22 protein-coding genes and 2 pseudogenes are annotated in these 17,032 nt (G+C 49.6%); 22 read left to right on the top strand and 2 right to left on the bottom strand.

The genetic code is table 11. From position 1 onward, the window contains the following. On the bottom strand, positions 1–398 hold a 398-nt coding region (locus ABCW45_RS05755; protein ID WP_343220454.1), incomplete at its 3' end, for a recombinase family protein. 134 nt (positions 399–532) lie between these two features. On the opposite strand from ABCW45_RS05755, the gene ABCW45_RS05750 reads away from it, so the two are divergent. From ABCW45_RS05750 to ABCW45_RS05715, 8 genes and pseudogenes are all read left to right on the top strand, one after another. Then, positions 533–751: a hypothetical protein gene (locus tag ABCW45_RS05750; RefSeq protein WP_002604486.1), complete on the top strand. Its 219-nt coding sequence runs from the start codon at positions 533–535 to the stop codon at positions 749–751. Positions 752–879: 128 nt separating this feature from the next. Continuing rightward, positions 880–1,824 (top strand): DUF6017 domain-containing protein, encoded by a 945-nt coding sequence (locus ABCW45_RS05745; RefSeq protein WP_002604485.1) that lies wholly within the window; start codon positions 880–882, stop codon positions 1,822–1,824. Between the two features lie 36 nt (positions 1,825–1,860). Then, entirely contained in the window at positions 1,861–2,334 is a 474-nt protein-coding gene (locus tag ABCW45_RS05740) for a PcfB family protein (RefSeq protein WP_343220453.1), read from the top strand. Next, positions 2,331–4,112 (top strand): VirD4-like conjugal transfer protein, CD1115 family, encoded by a 1,782-nt coding sequence (locus ABCW45_RS05735; RefSeq protein WP_002604483.1) that lies wholly within the window; start codon positions 2,331–2,333, stop codon positions 4,110–4,112. Before ABCW45_RS05740 ends, ABCW45_RS05735 begins: the two co-directional genes overlap by 4 nt. Positions 4,113–4,179: 67 nt before the next feature. Further along, a pseudogene (locus ABCW45_RS05730) lies at positions 4,180–4,332 on the top strand (Maff2 family mobile element protein); the annotation flags it as partial. A gap of 142 nt (positions 4,333–4,474) precedes the next feature. Beyond that, positions 4,475–4,699 carry a helix-turn-helix domain-containing protein gene (locus tag ABCW45_RS05725; protein WP_015540949.1) on the top strand — a complete coding sequence of 75 codons (225 nt, stop codon included), beginning with the start codon at positions 4,475–4,477 and terminating at the stop codon, positions 4,697–4,699. A gap of 18 nt (positions 4,700–4,717) precedes the next feature. Then, positions 4,718–5,137 carry a nuclear transport factor 2 family protein gene (locus ABCW45_RS05720; protein ID WP_015540950.1) on the top strand — a complete coding sequence of 140 codons (420 nt, stop codon included), beginning with the start codon at positions 4,718–4,720 and terminating at the stop codon, positions 5,135–5,137. A gap of 34 nt (positions 5,138–5,171) precedes the next feature. After that, a complete protein-coding gene (locus tag ABCW45_RS05715) occupies positions 5,172–5,936 on the top strand; it encodes an MBL fold metallo-hydrolase (protein WP_173788360.1) in 765 nt (254 codons plus the stop codon). Between the two features lie 45 nt (positions 5,937–5,981). Here the strand turns inward: ABCW45_RS05715 and ABCW45_RS05710 are convergent, their stop codons facing one another. After that, positions 5,982–6,803 carry a helix-turn-helix domain-containing protein gene (locus ABCW45_RS05710; protein WP_117498357.1) on the bottom strand — a complete coding sequence of 274 codons (822 nt, stop codon included), beginning with the start codon at positions 6,801–6,803 and terminating at the stop codon, positions 5,982–5,984. Positions 6,804–7,051: 248 nt separating this feature from the next. Here ABCW45_RS05710 and ABCW45_RS05705 point away from each other — a divergent pair, with 248 nt between their 5' ends. From ABCW45_RS05705 to ABCW45_RS05640, 14 genes and pseudogenes are all read left to right on the top strand, one after another. After that, a complete protein-coding gene (locus ABCW45_RS05705) occupies positions 7,052–7,198 on the top strand; it encodes a hypothetical protein (RefSeq protein WP_161143160.1) in 147 nt (48 codons plus the stop codon). A gap of 137 nt (positions 7,199–7,335) precedes the next feature. Continuing rightward, on the top strand, positions 7,336–7,527 hold the full coding sequence (locus tag ABCW45_RS05700; protein ID WP_172455309.1) for a hypothetical protein: 192 nt from the start codon (positions 7,336–7,338) through the stop codon (positions 7,525–7,527). After that, positions 7,528–7,866: a DeoR family transcriptional regulator gene (locus ABCW45_RS05695; RefSeq protein WP_077711887.1), complete on the top strand. Its 339-nt coding sequence runs from the start codon at positions 7,528–7,530 to the stop codon at positions 7,864–7,866. Beyond that, complete coding sequence (locus ABCW45_RS05690) at positions 7,863–8,177, top strand: DUF3847 domain-containing protein (RefSeq protein WP_117498359.1); 315 nt, start codon at positions 7,863–7,865, stop codon at positions 8,175–8,177. Before ABCW45_RS05695 ends, ABCW45_RS05690 begins: the two co-directional genes overlap by 4 nt. Before the next feature lie 427 nt (positions 8,178–8,604). Next, the gene (locus ABCW45_RS05685; protein WP_117498363.1) at positions 8,605–9,261 is read left to right on the top strand and encodes a helix-turn-helix transcriptional regulator; all 657 of its coding nucleotides are present in this window, start codon (positions 8,605–8,607) and stop codon (positions 9,259–9,261) included. 64 nt (positions 9,262–9,325) lie between these two features. Beyond that, a complete protein-coding gene (locus tag ABCW45_RS05680; RefSeq protein ID WP_256444012.1) occupies positions 9,326–9,448 on the top strand; it encodes a hypothetical protein in 123 nt (40 codons plus the stop codon). 172 nt (positions 9,449–9,620) lie between these two features. Next, positions 9,621–11,213, top strand: coding sequence for a MobQ family relaxase (gene mobQ / locus ABCW45_RS05675; protein WP_117498365.1), 1,593 nt, complete (start codon positions 9,621–9,623; stop codon positions 11,211–11,213). Between the two features lie 71 nt (positions 11,214–11,284). Further along, entirely contained in the window at positions 11,285–11,929 is a 645-nt protein-coding gene (locus ABCW45_RS05670; RefSeq protein WP_173788361.1) for a CHC2 zinc finger domain-containing protein, read from the top strand. Further along, positions 11,898–13,241 carry a virulence-associated E family protein gene (locus ABCW45_RS05665; RefSeq protein WP_330408168.1) on the top strand — a complete coding sequence of 448 codons (1,344 nt, stop codon included), beginning with the start codon at positions 11,898–11,900 and terminating at the stop codon, positions 13,239–13,241. Before ABCW45_RS05670 ends, ABCW45_RS05665 begins: the two co-directional genes overlap by 32 nt. 252 nt (positions 13,242–13,493) lie before the next feature. Continuing rightward, positions 13,494–13,691: a hypothetical protein gene (locus ABCW45_RS05660; RefSeq protein ID WP_117498369.1), complete on the top strand. Its 198-nt coding sequence runs from the start codon at positions 13,494–13,496 to the stop codon at positions 13,689–13,691. A gap of 6 nt (positions 13,692–13,697) precedes the next feature. Continuing rightward, the gene (locus ABCW45_RS05655) at positions 13,698–15,362 is read left to right on the top strand and encodes a recombinase family protein (protein WP_117534912.1); all 1,665 of its coding nucleotides are present in this window, start codon (positions 13,698–13,700) and stop codon (positions 15,360–15,362) included. 90 nt (positions 15,363–15,452) lie between these two features. Next, a pseudogene (locus tag ABCW45_RS05650) lies at positions 15,453–15,536 on the top strand (Maff2 family mobile element protein); the annotation flags it as partial. 73 nt (positions 15,537–15,609) lie between these two features. After that, a complete protein-coding gene (locus ABCW45_RS05645) occupies positions 15,610–16,473 on the top strand; it encodes a VirB6/TrbL-like conjugal transfer protein, CD1112 family (RefSeq protein ID WP_002604481.1) in 864 nt (287 codons plus the stop codon). Between the two features lie 10 nt (positions 16,474–16,483). Beyond that, positions 16,484–17,032, top strand: coding sequence for an MT-A70 family methyltransferase (locus ABCW45_RS05640; protein ID WP_002604480.1), 549 nt, complete (start codon positions 16,484–16,486; stop codon positions 17,030–17,032).

The following is a 17,032-nucleotide window of genomic DNA, read 5'->3' as shown; positions in this document are numbered from 1 at the left end:
CATTGGTCTCTGGCTTCGTTCCAGAGATAGCCGTAAATGACCGTGCCTGTAAGGTGCTTGCCGGACTTGCCTTTGGACTGGAAAGTGGAACGGATTTTACGGCTGGTGTCTCTGGCGTAGTATTCATTCATGATATTCAGAAATGGTGTAAAATCATTATCTGCCGGATTGGCACTGTCAACTCCGTTATTGACTGCAATAAAACGGACATTTTTCTTAGGAAACATCATTTCAGTATAGAAACCTACTTGCAGATAGTTTCTGCCAAATCGGGACATATCTTTGACGATCACTGTTCCCACCCTGCCAGCTTCAATCTCTGTCAGCAGAGAATTGAATGCCGGTCTGTTGAATAATGAGGTGTGATAGCGATAGCGGCAAAAAGCTAATAAAATCAATGGTTTTGCGGACAGCGGATAGACAGGGAATGTGTTAAAAACTGAATACGCACACAAACGGCGTTACCTTAACCCCTTTGGGGGAGAAAGTAACGCCGTTTTTTTATGCCCGCAGGAAAGGAGGTGCAGCCGGAATGTATTTCACAAAGGGCAAGCAGCGGGCGTTTGAATTGCTCATGCAGCAGAAGCCGGGATTTGACCGCTATCAATCCGGTTGTGCCGGAGATGATGAAGATTGCGGCACTTGCCGTTTCTACCGCCCCGGGTGGAAATATGAGTTTTGCGTTTTCAAAGAGTGTCCCTATTGCCCCGGCAAAAGGACGCGGAAAACGCACGCCAGCATGGACAAATAGACGGGCAAAAGCCCTTGTGCCATGCGGCTTTGCAGACGCGAAAACGGCAAAGGGCATATTGCAATACCAAAACAGCCGAAAACGGCTTTCTAATTGTCCACGCATACCAAGAGAGGAAGTGAGGAAATATGGCAGTTTTCAGAGTGGAGCGAAATACGGGATATACCGTTATGAGCAACCACCACTTGCGAAACAAGGAATTGTCCTTAAAGGCAAAGGGCTTGTTGTCGCAAATGCTTTCGCTGCCCGAAGATTGGGATTATACCCTTGCGGGCTTATCCCATATCAACCGGGAGAAGATCGACGCAATCCGCGAAGCGGTAAAGGAACTCGAAAAAGCCGGATATATCGTGCGCAGCCGGGAGCGCGACGAAAAGGGACGCTTGCGGGGCGCAGATTACGTCATATACGAGCAGCCGCAGCCGCGAGAGCCGGAAGCAGCTACCAGCGGCGGACAGCCGCCTATATTGGATTTACCTACATTGGAAAATCCAACATTGGATAATCCAACGTTGGAAAAACCTACGCAGGAAAAACCTACGTTGGAAAATCCAACGCAATTAAATAAAGATATATTAAGTAAAGAACAATCAATTACTGATTTATCAAGTACCGATTCCATTCCTTTCCATTCCCTAAACCCCTTGCCCTTTGCGCATGGCGAAGCGGCTACGCCGCCGGAAAGGAAAAGAACGGAAGCGAAAAGCAATAGCGCAGTAGAGATTTACAGGGAGATTATCAAGGACAATATCGAATACGACCATCTCATTCAAAACTGCAAAATTGACAAAGACCGTTTGGACGAGATTGTTGACCTTATGCTGGAAACCGTCTGCACAGCCCGAAAGACAATCCGTATTGCCGGGGACGACTACCCCGCCGAATTGGTGAAATCCAAGTTTTTGAAGCTGAACAGCAGCCATATTGAGTTTGTTTTGGATTGCATGAGGGAGAACACAACCAAAGTGCGCAACATCAAGCAGTATCTAAAAGCGGTGCTGTTCAACGCGCCGAGTACCATTGACAGCTACTATACCGCCCTTGTCAATCACGACTTATACGGCGGCGAATGAGCATAGCCGCACTTTACCGGGAAAGGAGTTGATACCTTGCAGGAGGAAGTAACCCAAAAAACGATTGCCCTATACGTCAAAGTGGGAAAAGGCGCGGCGCGGCTTACCGAACAGGCGTTACAGAAAGCAATCCAAAAGTTTTTGGAGCAGAAAAGCAAACCCGCGCATGGGAAACAGACCATGCGGCAGCTTATGAAGCAGAACGCGGGTGTTTCCAACATCGAGATCACCGACAGCAATATTAAAGCCTTTGAGAGTACGGCGAAGAAATACAACATAGATTTTTCGCTAAAAAAGGTTAAGGGCGAGCAGACCCGTTACCTTGTGTTTTTCAAAGGCCGGGACGCGGACGTTATGACCGCAGCGTTTCAAGAGTTTTCCGCAAAGAAGCTGAACCGGGAGAAAAAGCCCTCTATCCGCAAAGCCCTTGCCGCTGCAAAGGACAAGGCGAAGCAGATTAACGCCGCCCGCGACAAGGTAAAGAAAATGGACAGGGGGCGCGAGATATGAAGCAGATCAACTACAAAAAGCTGATACTTCCGAATATCCCCTATGTGTTCTTTGTCTATCTCTTTGATAAAGTCGGACAGGCGGTGCGGCTTGCCCCCGGCGCGGATATTTCTGCAAAGATACTGAATATCACACAAGGATTTTCCGCAGCCTTTGAAAACGCCTTGCCGAGCGTTTACCCGTTGGATTTGCTTGTCGGCATTGTCGGTGCGGTGATTATCCGCTTGATAGTCTATGTCAAAGGGAAAAACGCGAAGAAATACCGCAAGGGCGCGGAGTACGGCTCTGCCCGATGGGGAAACGCCGAAGATATAAAGCCCTACATAGACCCGGATTTCCAAAACAACATCATTTTGACGCAGACGGAACGGCTTACCATGAACAGCCGCCCGAAGCAGCCGAAGTACGCGAGAAATAAGAACGTCGTCGTGATCGGCGGCAGCGGCAGCGGAAAAACAAGATTTTTTGTCAAACCTAATCTAATGCAGCTTCATTCCTCTTACGTCTTAACCGACCCGAAAGGTACGGTTTTGATTGAGTGCGGGAAGCTGCTGCAACGGGCGGGCTACCGCATTAAGGTACTGAATACGATTAACTTCAAAAAATCTATGCACTACAACCCCTTTGTGTATATCCGCAGCGAGAAAGATATTTTGAAGCTGGTAAATACGTTGATAGCGAATACCAAAGGTGAGGGAGAAAAAAGCGCGGAGGATTTTTGGGTAAAGGCAGAACGGCTTTTGTATTGCGCGTTGGTGGGCTACATCTGGTACGAAGCCCCCGCCGAGGAAATGAACTTTATTACCCTGTTGGAACTTATCAACGCCAGCGAAGCCCGCGAGGACGACGAGGAATATCAAAGCCCCGTCGATTTGCTGTTTGCCGACTTGGAAGAACGCGACCCCGACCATTTCGCGGTGAAGCAGTACCGAAAATATAAATTGGCGGCGGGCAAAACCGCAAAATCAATCCTCATTTCTTGCGGTGCGAGGCTCGCTCCTTTTGATATAAAGGAATTGCGCGATCTTATGTCCTACGACGAATTAGAACTTGACACGTTAGGCGACAGAAAAACAGCTTTGTTTTTGATTATGAGCGATACGGACAGCACGTTTAATTTTGTTATCGCTATGCTGCAATCGCAGTTATTTAATCTCTTGTGCGACAAGGCCGACGACGAATACGGCGGCAAGCTGCCGGTTCATGTTCGCTGCCTGTTAGACGAGTTTGCAAACATTGGACAAATCCCGCAGTTTGAAAAATTGATTGCCACAATCCGCAGCCGGGAAATCTCGGCTTCTATCATTCTGCAATCGCAGAGCCAGCTAAAAGCCATTTACAAGGACGCGGCAGAAATCATACTTGACAATGCCGACAGCACCTTGTTTTTGGGAGGGCGCGGGAAAAATGCAAAGGATATTTCGGAGAACTTGGGACGTGAAACAATCGACAGTTTCAACACTTCCGAAAATCGCGGCACGCAGGTTTCTCATGGCCTCAATTATCAGAAATTGGGAAAGGAGTTGATGACACAGGACGAAATCGCAGTTATGGACGGAGGAAAATGTATTTTGCAGTTGCGCGGCGTGCGCCCCTTTTTCAGCGATAAGTACGATATAACGCAGCACCCGAACTACAAATACCTTTCCGACTTCGACAAGAAAAACGCTTTTGACGTTGAACGGTATATGTCCACCCGTCCGGCAATCGTAAAGCCCGACGAACCCTTTGACATATACGAAATAGATTTGTCCGACGAGGACGCAGCCGCCGAATAAAAACGGCGGCATTTTTATTTCCAACAACATTTTTTGAGCCGTTTTAGCGGCAGAAAGCGAGGTTTATATGGATTTTTTCAACAGCGCAGTTGACGTATTGCAGACTTTGGTAATCGCGCTTGGCGCAGGACTTGGCATTTGGGGCGGCATTAACCTCATGGAGGGGTACGGCAACGATAACCCCGGCGCGAAGTCGCAGGGCATGAAACAGCTTATGGCTAAGTAGATGTAATCAAGAGAAGAAAGGAAAAGCACAATCCAGACGGAACCGGCGGTTGTGTCAAGAAATGTTTGTGAGTTAGCAAGAATTTTGATATAATGGGAACAGGAACCCCGAAACCGGGAGAAAGGCAGGAGGATAAATGCACATAAGCTATAAACCCCTCTGGCACACGCTGGTTGAGCGCAACATGAGGAAAGAGGACTTGCGGATTGCCGCCGGTCTTACCACAAATATGATTGCCAACATGGGTAAAGGCAAAAACATCAGCATGGAAACGCTGGTTCGTATCTGCGAAGCCCTGAATTGTGGCATTTTGGATGTAATTGAATTAGAGCAGGACAAAGACGCTGAAAAATTAAATTGACAAGGAAGGCGCTGCGAAATGGACAATAGAGAAAGAATTATCAGACTTTGGTTTGATATGTGGCTTGCAAAAAAAGATTTGGGTATATTTAATGTATTTTCTGATAATGCCGTATATATTGAAAGTTGGGGGCCAGAGTACCACGGCTCCAAGAAAATAAAACTTTGGTTTGAGGAATGGAATACCCGTGGAACTGTCTTGCAATGGGACATCAAGCAATTTTTCCATAAAGGCAATCAAACCATTGTTGAATGGTATTTCAAAAATAAGATGGACGCCGGTAACGTAGAAGCGTTTGATGGAATGTCACTGATAGAATGGACGCCAGATGGCAAGATTGCTCTCTTAAAAGAATTTGGTTGTAACGAAAATCGGTATGACCCTTATAAAGATGGCAATATACCACATTTCAGAGATGAAAATGCAAAGTGGTTTTAACTGGAAATTCAGTTGCTGGAGGTAATTATACGGAATGGATAATTGGTTTACCATTGAGCAAATAGACCGTGATACATTCTCTATTAGCGAATACAAGCACTGGGAAGAAACACATTGTTATCTATTATGTGGGGAAAAATATGCTATTCTCATTGATACAGGTTTAGGCGTTTCCAACATCAGAAAAATTGTGGACTCTCTGACAAAGCTGCCTGTTATGACAGTTACAACTCATGTTCATTGGGATCACATTGGCGGGCATAAGTATTTTGATAATATCGCCGTACATGAAGCGGAAAAGGACTGGCTATCGGTCAGGTTTCCGATACCATTGCAAGTTGTGAAGAATAATTTGACAAGGCTTCCTTGTGATTTTCCAAGAGATTTTGATATTAACGCTTATCAGATTTTTCAAGGTATCCCACAAAGAATTTTACACGATGGCGATTTTCTAAATTTAGGCGGGCGGGAAATTCAAGTTGTTCACACGCTGGGACATTCTCCCGGACATTGTTGCTTTTACGAACCAGAACGAAACTATTTGTATTCCGGGGATTTGATATACAAGGGAAGCCTGGACGCATTTTACCCAACTACCGACCCGAAGCTATTCTATCAATCTATAAGGCGAATACGGAAATACAATATAAAAAAAGTTCTGCCCGGACACCATCAGTTGGATATTCCCGTTTCTTTGATAGCCGATATTGAAGCCGGATTTGCACAATTAGAGAGAGCCGGAAAACTCAAACAGGGAAATGGATTGTTTAAGTTTCAGGATTTCCAAATTCATATATAATCAAAGCTGCCGTTGCAGGAACAACCATTCCCACAACGGCAGTTTTCATTTCCACGGCCTGCGCCGGAAGTTCATACCAGACTGTTTTATCAGCGGGGATTTCTTGAACAGCTTCTTCAAAAGGCTTCGTTCCTCTTGTGAGAGCCGCTTATATTTGAGCCGGAACGCCTTGCAGAATATCTCCGTGAATTGCTGAACCCTGTCCCCCGGCAATTGCATGGCCTTTTGTACTTCCCGTATCAGTTCATCGGCGGGCGTGGTATCCGGCGCACTTTCGCTGTCATTTTCGTGCGCCTTGCGTATGTCGTGGAGAATGACGTCCCATGTTTTGTGCGTCACATGGCAGAAGAAATCTTCTTCCTCTATCTGACAGGCTTCCAATACTTTGATTGCCCGGTCTGCCGTAGCTTCGGGATGTTCTTCCAGTATCATAGCCCGTAAAGCAGCCAGTGAGCTATTTGTGTCATGGAAGTGCATGGTTGCTATCCCGTCCACATAGATTTCTGCGTCTGCCAGCAGTTCCTTGAATTTTTCATGGGAGATAATCTCACACAGCAGCCGGTTGTTGAAGCGTTCACTTTTCAGCAGTTCTACGACTTCATCACTCAAATGTAATTCTTCTATCGGCGTGTTTTCATATTTCCGATTGTTGGTAAGGCCGAGCAGATAGTCAACGGACACCTGATAAAAGTCTGCCAGCTTCAACAGGCTGCCGTGATTGATTTCCTTGTATTCATCGTTGTCGTTTTCATAGCTGCCGAGGGCTGATTTTGAAATGCCGGTTTCCTGCGCCAGTTCTTCCAGATTTAAGCCCCGTTCCACCCGTAAATCTTTCAGGCGTTCCTGTACGGAAATGCGGGTTTTCATAGATACATCGCTCCTTCCTGCGGCTGGCTGCCGCCGTCCATCCCATTATACCATACCCGTTCCGCAATCGTGGAAATTTTCGTTTTTGGGACGGTTTTCCTACTTTGTGGATATACGGGAGAAGGCTCAAAAATGTGCCATAATGGGCTTAGTTCATCGATGGATTATTCCAATCGAATGACCGGCCTGTATGGGATATGCTCCCCGGCGATGTAGCGCAATGACTTGCGGCAGGAAATGGAGGAACCATGACCGCAACGAGCGTACCAAAGGGAGCGAAACGCCGTTGTGAGAGCCAGGGGCAGGAACGACATCAGGGAGAACCGGCAAAAATGAACACCGAATTGATACTGAAACACAACAATCCGATAGGGCATAGTCTGCCCTATCCGTAATACTACGGGGGATTTCCGGGCGGCTCTATGGCCGCTTTTCCCTTGAAAATCGCCCCGAAACACGACACTAAAATCTGCTATCCGTCTATTGCGGCTGTTACGGCTGAAATGGGCGGATTTTTGTTTAAGGAGGCACCATGCCGAGAATGCCGAAAAAGAGGAAGCTGGAACTATCCTTCTTCCTCAATGAACGGGGGCGGGTAACGTACAACGACCTTTGCCGGAAATGCCAGCGCACTTGTAAGCAGAGTTTCCGGGCGGTCATTGTGGACTGCCCCCATTATCTTTCCAAACGCTCAAAACGAAAAGTAAAGGAGGACACCGATTGAATGGAAGTTGAATTTATGACCGCAGACACCACCCTGCCGCCCTGTATGCCGCTGCCAAGAGCCATGCTGCGGCTCCCGATCAGCAGCACCGCCAAGGTCATGTACGCCCGGATGTTGGATATTGTTTTCCTGTCCGGCATGGAGGACGCCAACGGGATTTTATTTATCCATTTCCCCATCGTGGAACTGGCGGCGGCACTTGCCCGCAGCACCATGACCGTGAAGCGTTCCCTGAATGAATTGGAGGACGCCGGACTGATACTGCGAGTGCGTCAGGGCTTCGGGGAACCCAATAAGATATATGTACTCATTCCCAAGAAGGAGGACAGCCGCCTATGAATGAAAAGCTGGAAGCACTCAATCAGGAGATAGAGAAAACGGAAAAGAAGCTGCGGAGGGCGCAGCATGAAGAAAAGATATTGGAACACCAGATAAAGACGCTGACACGGAAGGAACGGACGCACCGGCTTTGCACCAGAGCCGCCATGTTGGAAAGCTACCTTCCCCACCCGGAAGCCATCACGGATGAACAGGTCAGTTTGTTCTTGAAGCTGCTGTTCCGGCAGGACAGCACCCGTCAGCTTATGGAAAAAGTGTTCGCCGGAAACGACGATTTTCAGGGAGAGGACGTAGGCCGGAAACGGCCATGATTGCTTCCAGAGCCGCAGCCCGTGGACTGCCCCTCTGAAAGAGGGCGCAACTATACACCACCTGAAGGTAGTGTGTTGCGCCCTGCCGGGGGCTTCCTGCGGAAAGCAGATGATTGCCCGCAGCGTTCCGGCTCCAGTCAATCATCACAGGGGAAGCTACACTTCCCCTGCGCTGGCTGCCGCCAGCTACCCCTTTGTGGACTTGCCGCTCGGAAACACCTTGCGCTGCAAGCTGTTCCCGTCCAGCAAGTTTACAATTCATCTATTCCCAAAGGAGGCTGGTCATAGTATAATAAAATTAACGACAGATAGGTTTTTATGCGGTTGTCAAAGAATTTTGACACACATTATAAGTGATGTAAAAGCCATTTGGTAGACGATATAGGGTGTTTTTCCTACAATAAAAGTGCAAGGGAGGTGCAGTGGCATGGAGCATGATATTGGAAGCAAAATCAAGGCAGCCCGAATCGAGAAAAAACTAACACAAGAACAAGTTGCTGAATTATTAGGAGTGAGTCGCCAGACCATTTCAAATTGGGAAAATGAAAAATCCTACCCGGATATCATTAGTGTCATAAAAATGAGCGAATGCTACGATGTCTCTCTTGACTATTTATTGAAGGGAGAACAGAAAATGAAAACCTATTATGATTATCTCGAAGAAAGTACAAATGTTGTGAAAAGCAACGCCAACAGAAACAGAATTATTACAATTCTCGCTTATCTGTTGATTTGGGCATTTGCAATGATTGTGTTCTGGTTCTTTACAAGCGGAAGCGACGCTATGGGTTACAGTTTGATGTTTCTTTGGATTATTCTTCCTGTAACAACATTTATTGTATCCGTTGTTATTGGTAAAAACAATTTCTGGGGAAAAGGAAAATGGGCATTTACAATTTTCTTTGGCGCAATGTATATGCTTGCTGAATATGGTACATTCAAAATGGCAAACAACATTGCTTTTAACAAACTGAACGCCCCAGACTTTGGAATGATTGTAGCAGGAGCGATAATCTCTGCAATCGGTATGTTGGTAGGTTCGCTTTGTAATAAGAAACGCCCTAATCAAAATAGAGAAGAATGAAGTTCCGTAGCAAGTAGCAAAAATAGAGTCAGCGAAAAATTGGAAGTTGAGGAGGTGCTTGCCTATGAAATGGTATAATGATATGTCTGAACAAGAAAAACGAAGTTTTCAAAAAGTAATTGCTGTATGTGTAGTAGGTGCAATTTTAATTCTCATTGTTCCTATGGTTTTTCATACTATTTTCTAAGTAAGAGATAACTTCCCATTTATCGTGCTATCCATCATCGGGTCAACCTGACTCGAACTTTCAAAACTAAATACCAGCCGCCCACCGGCGGCACCACCGAGCAGGAAATCATGGAACGGTTTCCTGCTTTTTCTTTGCCCGGACGCCGGGAGAAAGGAGGTCACAATCCGTCATGCCACCATGCCCGCACTTTGATGTAAAAATCATCCAGCGCAGCAAGCGCCAGTCAGCCGTTGCGTCTGCCGCCTACCAGAGCGGGGAACGGCTGTTTTCCGAATACGACCAAAAACAGAAATACTATTCCCATAAAAGCGAAATCGTCCACACCGAAATCATGCTGCCGCCCCACGCCCCGCCGGAGTACGCAGACCGGAATACCTTGTGGAACGCCGCCGAAGCGATTGAGAAACAATGGAACTCCCAGCTTGCCCGGAGGTTTGTGCTTGCCATACCGAGGGAACTTCCCCCGGAACAGTACGCCGACCTTATCCGGGACTACTGCCGGGAGTTTTTCGTTTCCAAAGGCATGATTGCCGACTTCGCCATCCATGACAAGGGGGACGGCAATCCCCACGCCCACATCCTTCTTACCATGCGGGCGATGGACGAAACCGGAAAATGGCTCCCTAAAAGCCGGAAGGTCTACGACCTTGACGAGAACGGCGAGCGTATCCGGCTTGCGTCCGGCAGATGGAAAAGCCACAAAGAGGACACCGTGGACTGGAACGACCAGAAGTACGCCGAGATATGGCGGCAGGGCTGGGCTGATACGGCGAACCGTTATCTGGAAGCCATCGGCAGCCCGGAGCGCCTTGACCTTCGCTCCTATGCCCGACAGGGGATTGATAAAATCCCCACCGTCCACATGGGGCCAGCGGTCAGCCAGTTGGAGAAGAAAGGCATACAGACCAACATCGGAAACCTGAACCGGGACATCAAAGCTGCCAATTCCCTCATGCAGTCTATCCGGCAGATGGTACGCAGCTTAAAGGGCTGGCTGTCCGGCCTGAAAGAGAAAAAGGCGGCGCTGCTGGAAGCGCTGGAACAGGCAAAGGAGCCGACCATCCCCGAACTGCTTTCCCGGTATCTGGATAAACGGAGCGAGGAACGTACCGGCTGGACTTCCAAGGGGAAGCTGAAAGGCACTGTTGGCGATTTCAACAAGGTCATGGAATCCCTGGACTTCCTGCGGCAGAAAGAGATCTCCACCGTGGAGAGCCTTGACGCCTATCTGGATGAAGCCAGCGCACAGGCTGTTTCCATCCGTGAGGAAATCAGGCCGATGGAGAAACGTGTAAAAGAGATTGACCGGCTGCTTTTCCATATCGGGAACTTTGAAGCAAACAAGCCGGTTCATGCGAAATATGCCGCTATCCGCTGGAAGAAACCCAAGGAGAAATATGCCGCCGACCATAAGGAGGAACTGGACGCCTACAACGCTGCCCTGCGGTATTTCAAGGTTCACCTTGATGGGGCGAAATACAGCACAAAGAAGCTGGCCGGGGAACAGGCACAGCTTTCAGAGAATATCGCTTCCAAGACGGAAGCGCTGACTGCCGTACAGGAGGATGTAAAGATTTTGCGGGATGTGCGCCACTGGCTCAATCAGGTTTTGCCATCCGAGCAGTACCGCCAGACCGCAGAGCCGGGAAAGAAACCGTCCATCCAGCAGGCGGTCAAAGGCCGGGAGCAGCGTATCCGGGAGGAACAGGCAGAGAAACGCCAGACGCCCCGCCGCCAGCAAAAACAGGATATGGAACTTTAACCAATCAGGCGCTTGCCATTTTCCCCGTGAGAATGACAGGCGCTTTTCTTATTTTCAGGAGGATTTGCCTATTGAACGTATTTGAAGCCGTGAAGCAGTCTGTTACCACCCGGCAGGCCGCCGAGCATTACGGTATCCGGGTAGGAAGAAACGGGATGTGCGTCTGCCCCTTCCATGACGATAAAAACCCCAGCATGAAGGTTGACCGGCGCTTCCATTGTTTCGGCTGTCAGGCAGACGGGGATGTGATTGACTTTGTTTCCCATCTGGAAAATGTCAGCCCCAAGGAAGCCGCCCTCATGTTGGCGCAGGACTTCTCCATTCCCTATGAGGATAAGGAGCCGCCAAGCAGGAGCCGCCGCCCACAGCCCCGGCAGGAAAGCCCGGAGCAGCAATTCAAGCGTATGGAGCGATATTGTTTCCGGGTACTGTCCGACTATCACAATCTGCTGCGCCGCTGGAAGCGGGACTATGCCCCCAAGACACCGGAGGAAGAATGGCACCCGCTTTTCGTGGAAGCCTTGCAGAAACAATCCCATGTGGAATATCTGCTGGATGTGCTGCTGTTCTCCGACATAGGGGAACGGGCTGCCCTGATTGCCAGCTACGGAAAGGAAGTGAGGAACCTTGAGCGGAGAATGGCAGACCTTGCCGCCAGAACTGCGGCAGGCCGTGACGGACACCATCGAAGCCGCACCCCCGCCCCGGAGCGTTGAGGAAGTAAAAGCCCTGCTGGAAAGCACCGAGAAAGGCGGCGTGCGGAACAGTATCCACAACTGCCTGACCGTGTTCCAGTATGACCCCGTCCTTTCCGGGGCGGTTGCGAAAAATCTCCTGACCGAGCGCATTGACCTTCTAAAGCCCATCGGCAGGAAACGCAGAACCGGCAGCAAGGCCATGACCGACACGGACATGAAGTATATCCGGCTGTATCTGGAAAAGACCTACGGCCTGACCAGCGAGAAAAAGATAGCAGACGCCGCCGATCTGGCCGCAGACGCCAACAGCTACCATCCCATCCGGGACTACCTGAACGGACTTGTCTGGGACGGGAAAGAGCGTATCCGCTACTGCCTGCGGCACTTTCTGGGAGCCGACACGGACAACTTCACTTACCATTCCCTGCGGCTGTTCCTGCTGGGAGCCATCCACCGGGCTTTCTGCCCCGGCTGTAAGTTTGAGGTCATGCTCTGTCTGGTTGGCGGTCAGGGAGCCGGGAAATCCACCTTCTTCCGGCTGCTGGCCGTAAAAGACGAGTGGTTTTCCGATGATTTGCGGAAGCTGGACGATGATAACGTGTACCGGAAGTTACAAGGCCACTGGATAATTGAAATGTCGGAGATGATTGCCACTGCCAACGCCAAGAGCATAGAGGAAATCAAGTCATTTTTAAGCCGCCAGAAGGAGGTCTATAAAATCCCCTACGAAACCCACCCGGAGGACAGGCTGCGGCAATGCGTGTTCGGCGGGACTTCCAATGCGCTGGACTTCCTGCCCCTTGACCGTTCCGGGAACCGGCGCTTCCTGCCGGTCATGGTCTATCCCGAACAGGCCGAGGTACACATTTTGGACGATGAAGCCGCTTCCAGAGCCTATATCGAACAGGTATGGGCGGAAGCCATGACAACCTACAAAAGCGGCGATTTTAAGCTGTCTTTTACACCCGAAATGATACAGTACCTCAAAGAACACCAGCGGGATTTCATGCCGGAGGACACCAAGGCCGGGATGATACAGGCATACCTTGACCACTACACCGGCAGCGCCGTATGCTCTAAGCAGCTTTTTAAGGAAGCCCTGAACCATCCCTTTGACGAGCCGAAGCAATGGGAAATCCGGGAAGTCAACGACATCATGAACCACTGTATCACGGGATGGAAGTATTTCTCCAATCCCCGGATATTTGAAGGATACGGCAGGCAAAAGGGCTGGGAACGGGAAGCCCCAGCAACGGGCGCTGACAACGGGCGTGAAAAAACGCCGGACGGATTTGTAGAAGTGACCGAGCAGATGGAACTTCCCTTCTGAAAAATCCGGGAAACCACAGCCGGTTGCCGACCCCGTTGCTATCCCGTTGCCGAGCCGGTTGCCGGGGAAAAGCCTGTAACTGCGGGCTTTTCTCCCCTCTGACAACCAAAGCAACAGAAAAATAAAAGAAAAAGTAAATAAACAGTAACCCGCCAGACAGAGATTGTTTTCGAGGTTTTTTGAAGTCCGTTGCCGGACTTCGTTGCCGACCTTCTCCTGTCTGGCTTATTTCATTTATGGAGGTAACTGCCTATGGCAAAAAGCAAAACTGAAATCCATGTCACAACGGTATTTGACGGCGAACTGGACGCTACGGACGTTTTCGTGAGCCTGATTGCACAGAAATACAGCCAGAGAAATAATAAAGAATATCTTGCGAAAACACAAGATTTAGAGTATAATAAAGACAAGGTTCAGAGTGACCGTGTTCCGTCTGGATTGTGCGGGTAAACGGTTATGATGAACGGATTTGAATATACAGGCATGGACGCAATACTGGCGGGCAGCTTCCGGGCGGCTATCTATTGCAGGCTTTCCAAGGACGATGACCTTGACGGGGAGAGCGCCAGCATTGCAAACCAGCGGGATATGCTGGAAAACTACTGCGAGAAGCAGGGATGGGAGGTTGTTGCAGTCTATCAGGACGATGGCTACACGGGGCTGAACATGGAGCGCCCCGACCTGAAACGGATGTTGAAAGCCATCGAGCGCAGGCAGATAAACCTTGTGGTCACGAAAGACCTATCCAGACTGGGTAGGAATTACTTGCAGACCGGCTTCCTGATTGAAGATTTCTTCCCCCGCCACGGCGTCCGGTATATCGCCATGAATGACGGTATCGACACCATGCGGGACAACAACGACATTGCGCCGTTCAAGAACATCCTCAACGAGATGTACAGCAAGGACATTTCCAAGAAGGTTCATTCCTCTTATCTGCTGAAAGCGCAGAAAGGCCAGTTTACCGGCTGCCTTGCCCCCTTCGGCTACCAGAAAGACCCGGAGGACAAAAACCACCTGCTGATTGACGAGGAAACGGCTCCCATTGTCCGGCGTCTGTTTGCGTGGGCGCTGGAAGGACACGGCCCCAACTACATCCGGCGCAGGCTGGAAGAAGAAAAAATCCCCTGCCCGACCTACTGGAACCGGATACGGGGGCTGCGGAACGTGTCAACCAAGTGGGAAAAGAAAGACCCGGTAAACGGGCGGTATATGTGGGACTTCTCCGTAATTAAGGACATCCTGATAAACCCCGTCTATACCGGTGCTATCGCTTCCCAGAAGAAGGAATACCGCTTCAAAATCGGCACCATCGGGGAGAAGAAGCCGGAGGAATGGATTGTCGTGGAGAACCAGCATGAGCCGCTTGTTGACCGCAAGACCTTTGACATCGTGCAGCGCAAGCTGAAATCCCGGCAGCGCCCCCGCCAGACCGGGGAAATCAGCCTGTTTGCGGGGCTTATCAAATGCGGCAAATGCGGGAAGTCGCTGACTATCCGCTATACCAATGAGAAGCACCCGAAGCAGATTTATTCCTGTAAGACCTATAACGCCTACGGGAAACAGCACTGTTCCCAGCACCGGGTTGAGTACGACACCCTGTACCGGCTTGTGCTGAACAAAATCCGGGAATGTGCCAGAGCCGCCCTGATGGACGGGGAAGCCGTTGCCGGGAAGCTGTCCGACACCTGCGAAGCCGAGCAGAAAGGCCAGCGGGAAGCGTTGGAACGCTCCCTTGCCAAAGACGAGGAACGCATTGACGTTCTGGAAAAGATGGTTCTGCGGCTGTATGAGGACATGGTTGCCGGACGTATCAGCGAAGCGAACTTCAATCTGCTGATGGAAAAGACGCAGAAGGAACAGGCCGAGTTGAAGGCAAGGGTTGAGGAAGGCCGGAAGAAGCTGGCCGATGAAATCCGGCTTGCGTATGACGCCCGCCAGTGGGTAGAAGCCATTCAGGAATACGCCGACATCACGGAACTGGACGCCGCCACCCTCAACCGCCTGATTAAAGAAATCGTTGTCCATGAGAGCATAGACAGCGATAAAACAAGACACATTTCTATCGAAATTCATTTTAATCTTAAACCCATCCCGGAAGTGGAGCAGGTCACAGCCTGACCTGCCCCGCCGGGGCGGTTCTTAAAAACTCCATAGATATTTCTTGACACGCCGCCGCCCGCCATCGAGCCGTTTTCCTACACCTATTTGGGGATAAAACAGTTGATGGCGGGCGGCGGCGTTGCCCTTATCGGCCTTACCCTTGTCCCGCTGCTCTCCGGCCTGTTTGGATAATGCCACAAACTAACACTACCCGCCGCGCTCTCCCGCTTCACGCGGGAGGGCGCGGGAAAGGAGGGATTAGCTTTTGATATGGCAGATGATTGAAGATTGGTTTCGCGGCATTTTGACAGACGGAATACTCTCTAATCTCTCCGGGCTGTTCGACAGCGTAAATACAGAGGTTGGAGAAATCGCAACGCAAGTCGGCACAACCCCCGCCGGGTGGAACGCGGGCATATTCAATATGATACGCAGCCTATCGGAAAACGTCATTGTGCCGATTGCGGGCGTTATCATTACCTTTGTCATGTGCTACGAACTAATCCAGCTTGTAATTGAGAAAAACAATCTGCACGATCTCGACACTTGGATTTTCTTCAAGTGGATTTTCAAAACCTTTGTTGCGGTGCTGCTGGTAACAAATACTTGGAACATCGTCATGGGCGTATTTGACATTACACAGAGCGTCGTCAACGACAGCGCGGGCGTTATCATATCCGACACAAGCATAGATATTGCAACCGTTATCACCGATATAGAAGCAAAGCTGGACGCTATGAGCGTCGGCGGGCTTTTGGGGCTATGGTTTCAATCACTCTTTGTGGGGCTTACCATGAAAGCGTTGTCTATCTGTATCATGCTGGTGGTGTACGGGCGCATGATTGAAATATACCTTGTAACGAGTATCGCCCCTATCCCCGTTGCGACAATGGTAAATCGTGAATGGGGCGGCATGGGACAGAACTACTTAAAATCCTTGCTTGCCCTCGGTTTTCAGGCTTTTCTAATTCTTGTGTGCGTCGGTATTTATGCGGTTTTGATACAGACAATCGCAGCAACCGATGACATATCCGGCGCGATCTGGTCTTGCATGGGCTATACCGTCCTCTTGTGTTTTACGCTTTTCAAAACGGGAAGCCTTGCAAAATCCGTATTCAGCGCGCATTAAGGGGGTGCAGATGAAGAAATACAAAATCATTTACGCCGATCCCCCTTGGAGATACGCGAGAAGCAAGGTACAGGGCGCAGCGGAAAAGCACTATCCCACTATGAGTATTGAGGAACTTTGCGCTTTACCCGTCAAAGAAATTGCGGATAAGGACTGTATTTTATTCCTATGGGCGACGTTCCCGCAGCTTAAAGAAGCGTTGCAGTTAATCAAGGCTTGGGGATTTACCTATAAATCCGTTGCCTTTGTATGGTTAAAGCAAAATCGGAAATCGCCCACTTGGTTTTATGGCTTGGGCTTTTGGACGCGAGGAAATGCGGAAATCTGCTTGCTTGCTACCAAAGGACACCCGAAGCGACAATCAAACAAGGTACATCAATTTATTATTTCCCCTGTTGAGCAGCACAGCAAAAAGCCGGATATAACGCGGGAAAAGATACTTGCCCTTATGGGCGACCTACCGCGTATTGAACTGTTTGCAAGGCAGCATACCCCTGGTTGGGACGTATGGGGAAATGAAATCAAAAGCGACATACGGTTTGCCGGAAAGGAGGTTTGA

Origin of the sequence: Pilosibacter fragilis, from assembly GCF_032490495.1 — a bacterium.
Lineage (GTDB): Bacteria > Bacillota > Clostridia > Lachnospirales > Lachnospiraceae > Pilosibacter > Pilosibacter fragilis.
This window is presented reverse-complemented; position numbering and strand designations above follow the sequence as displayed.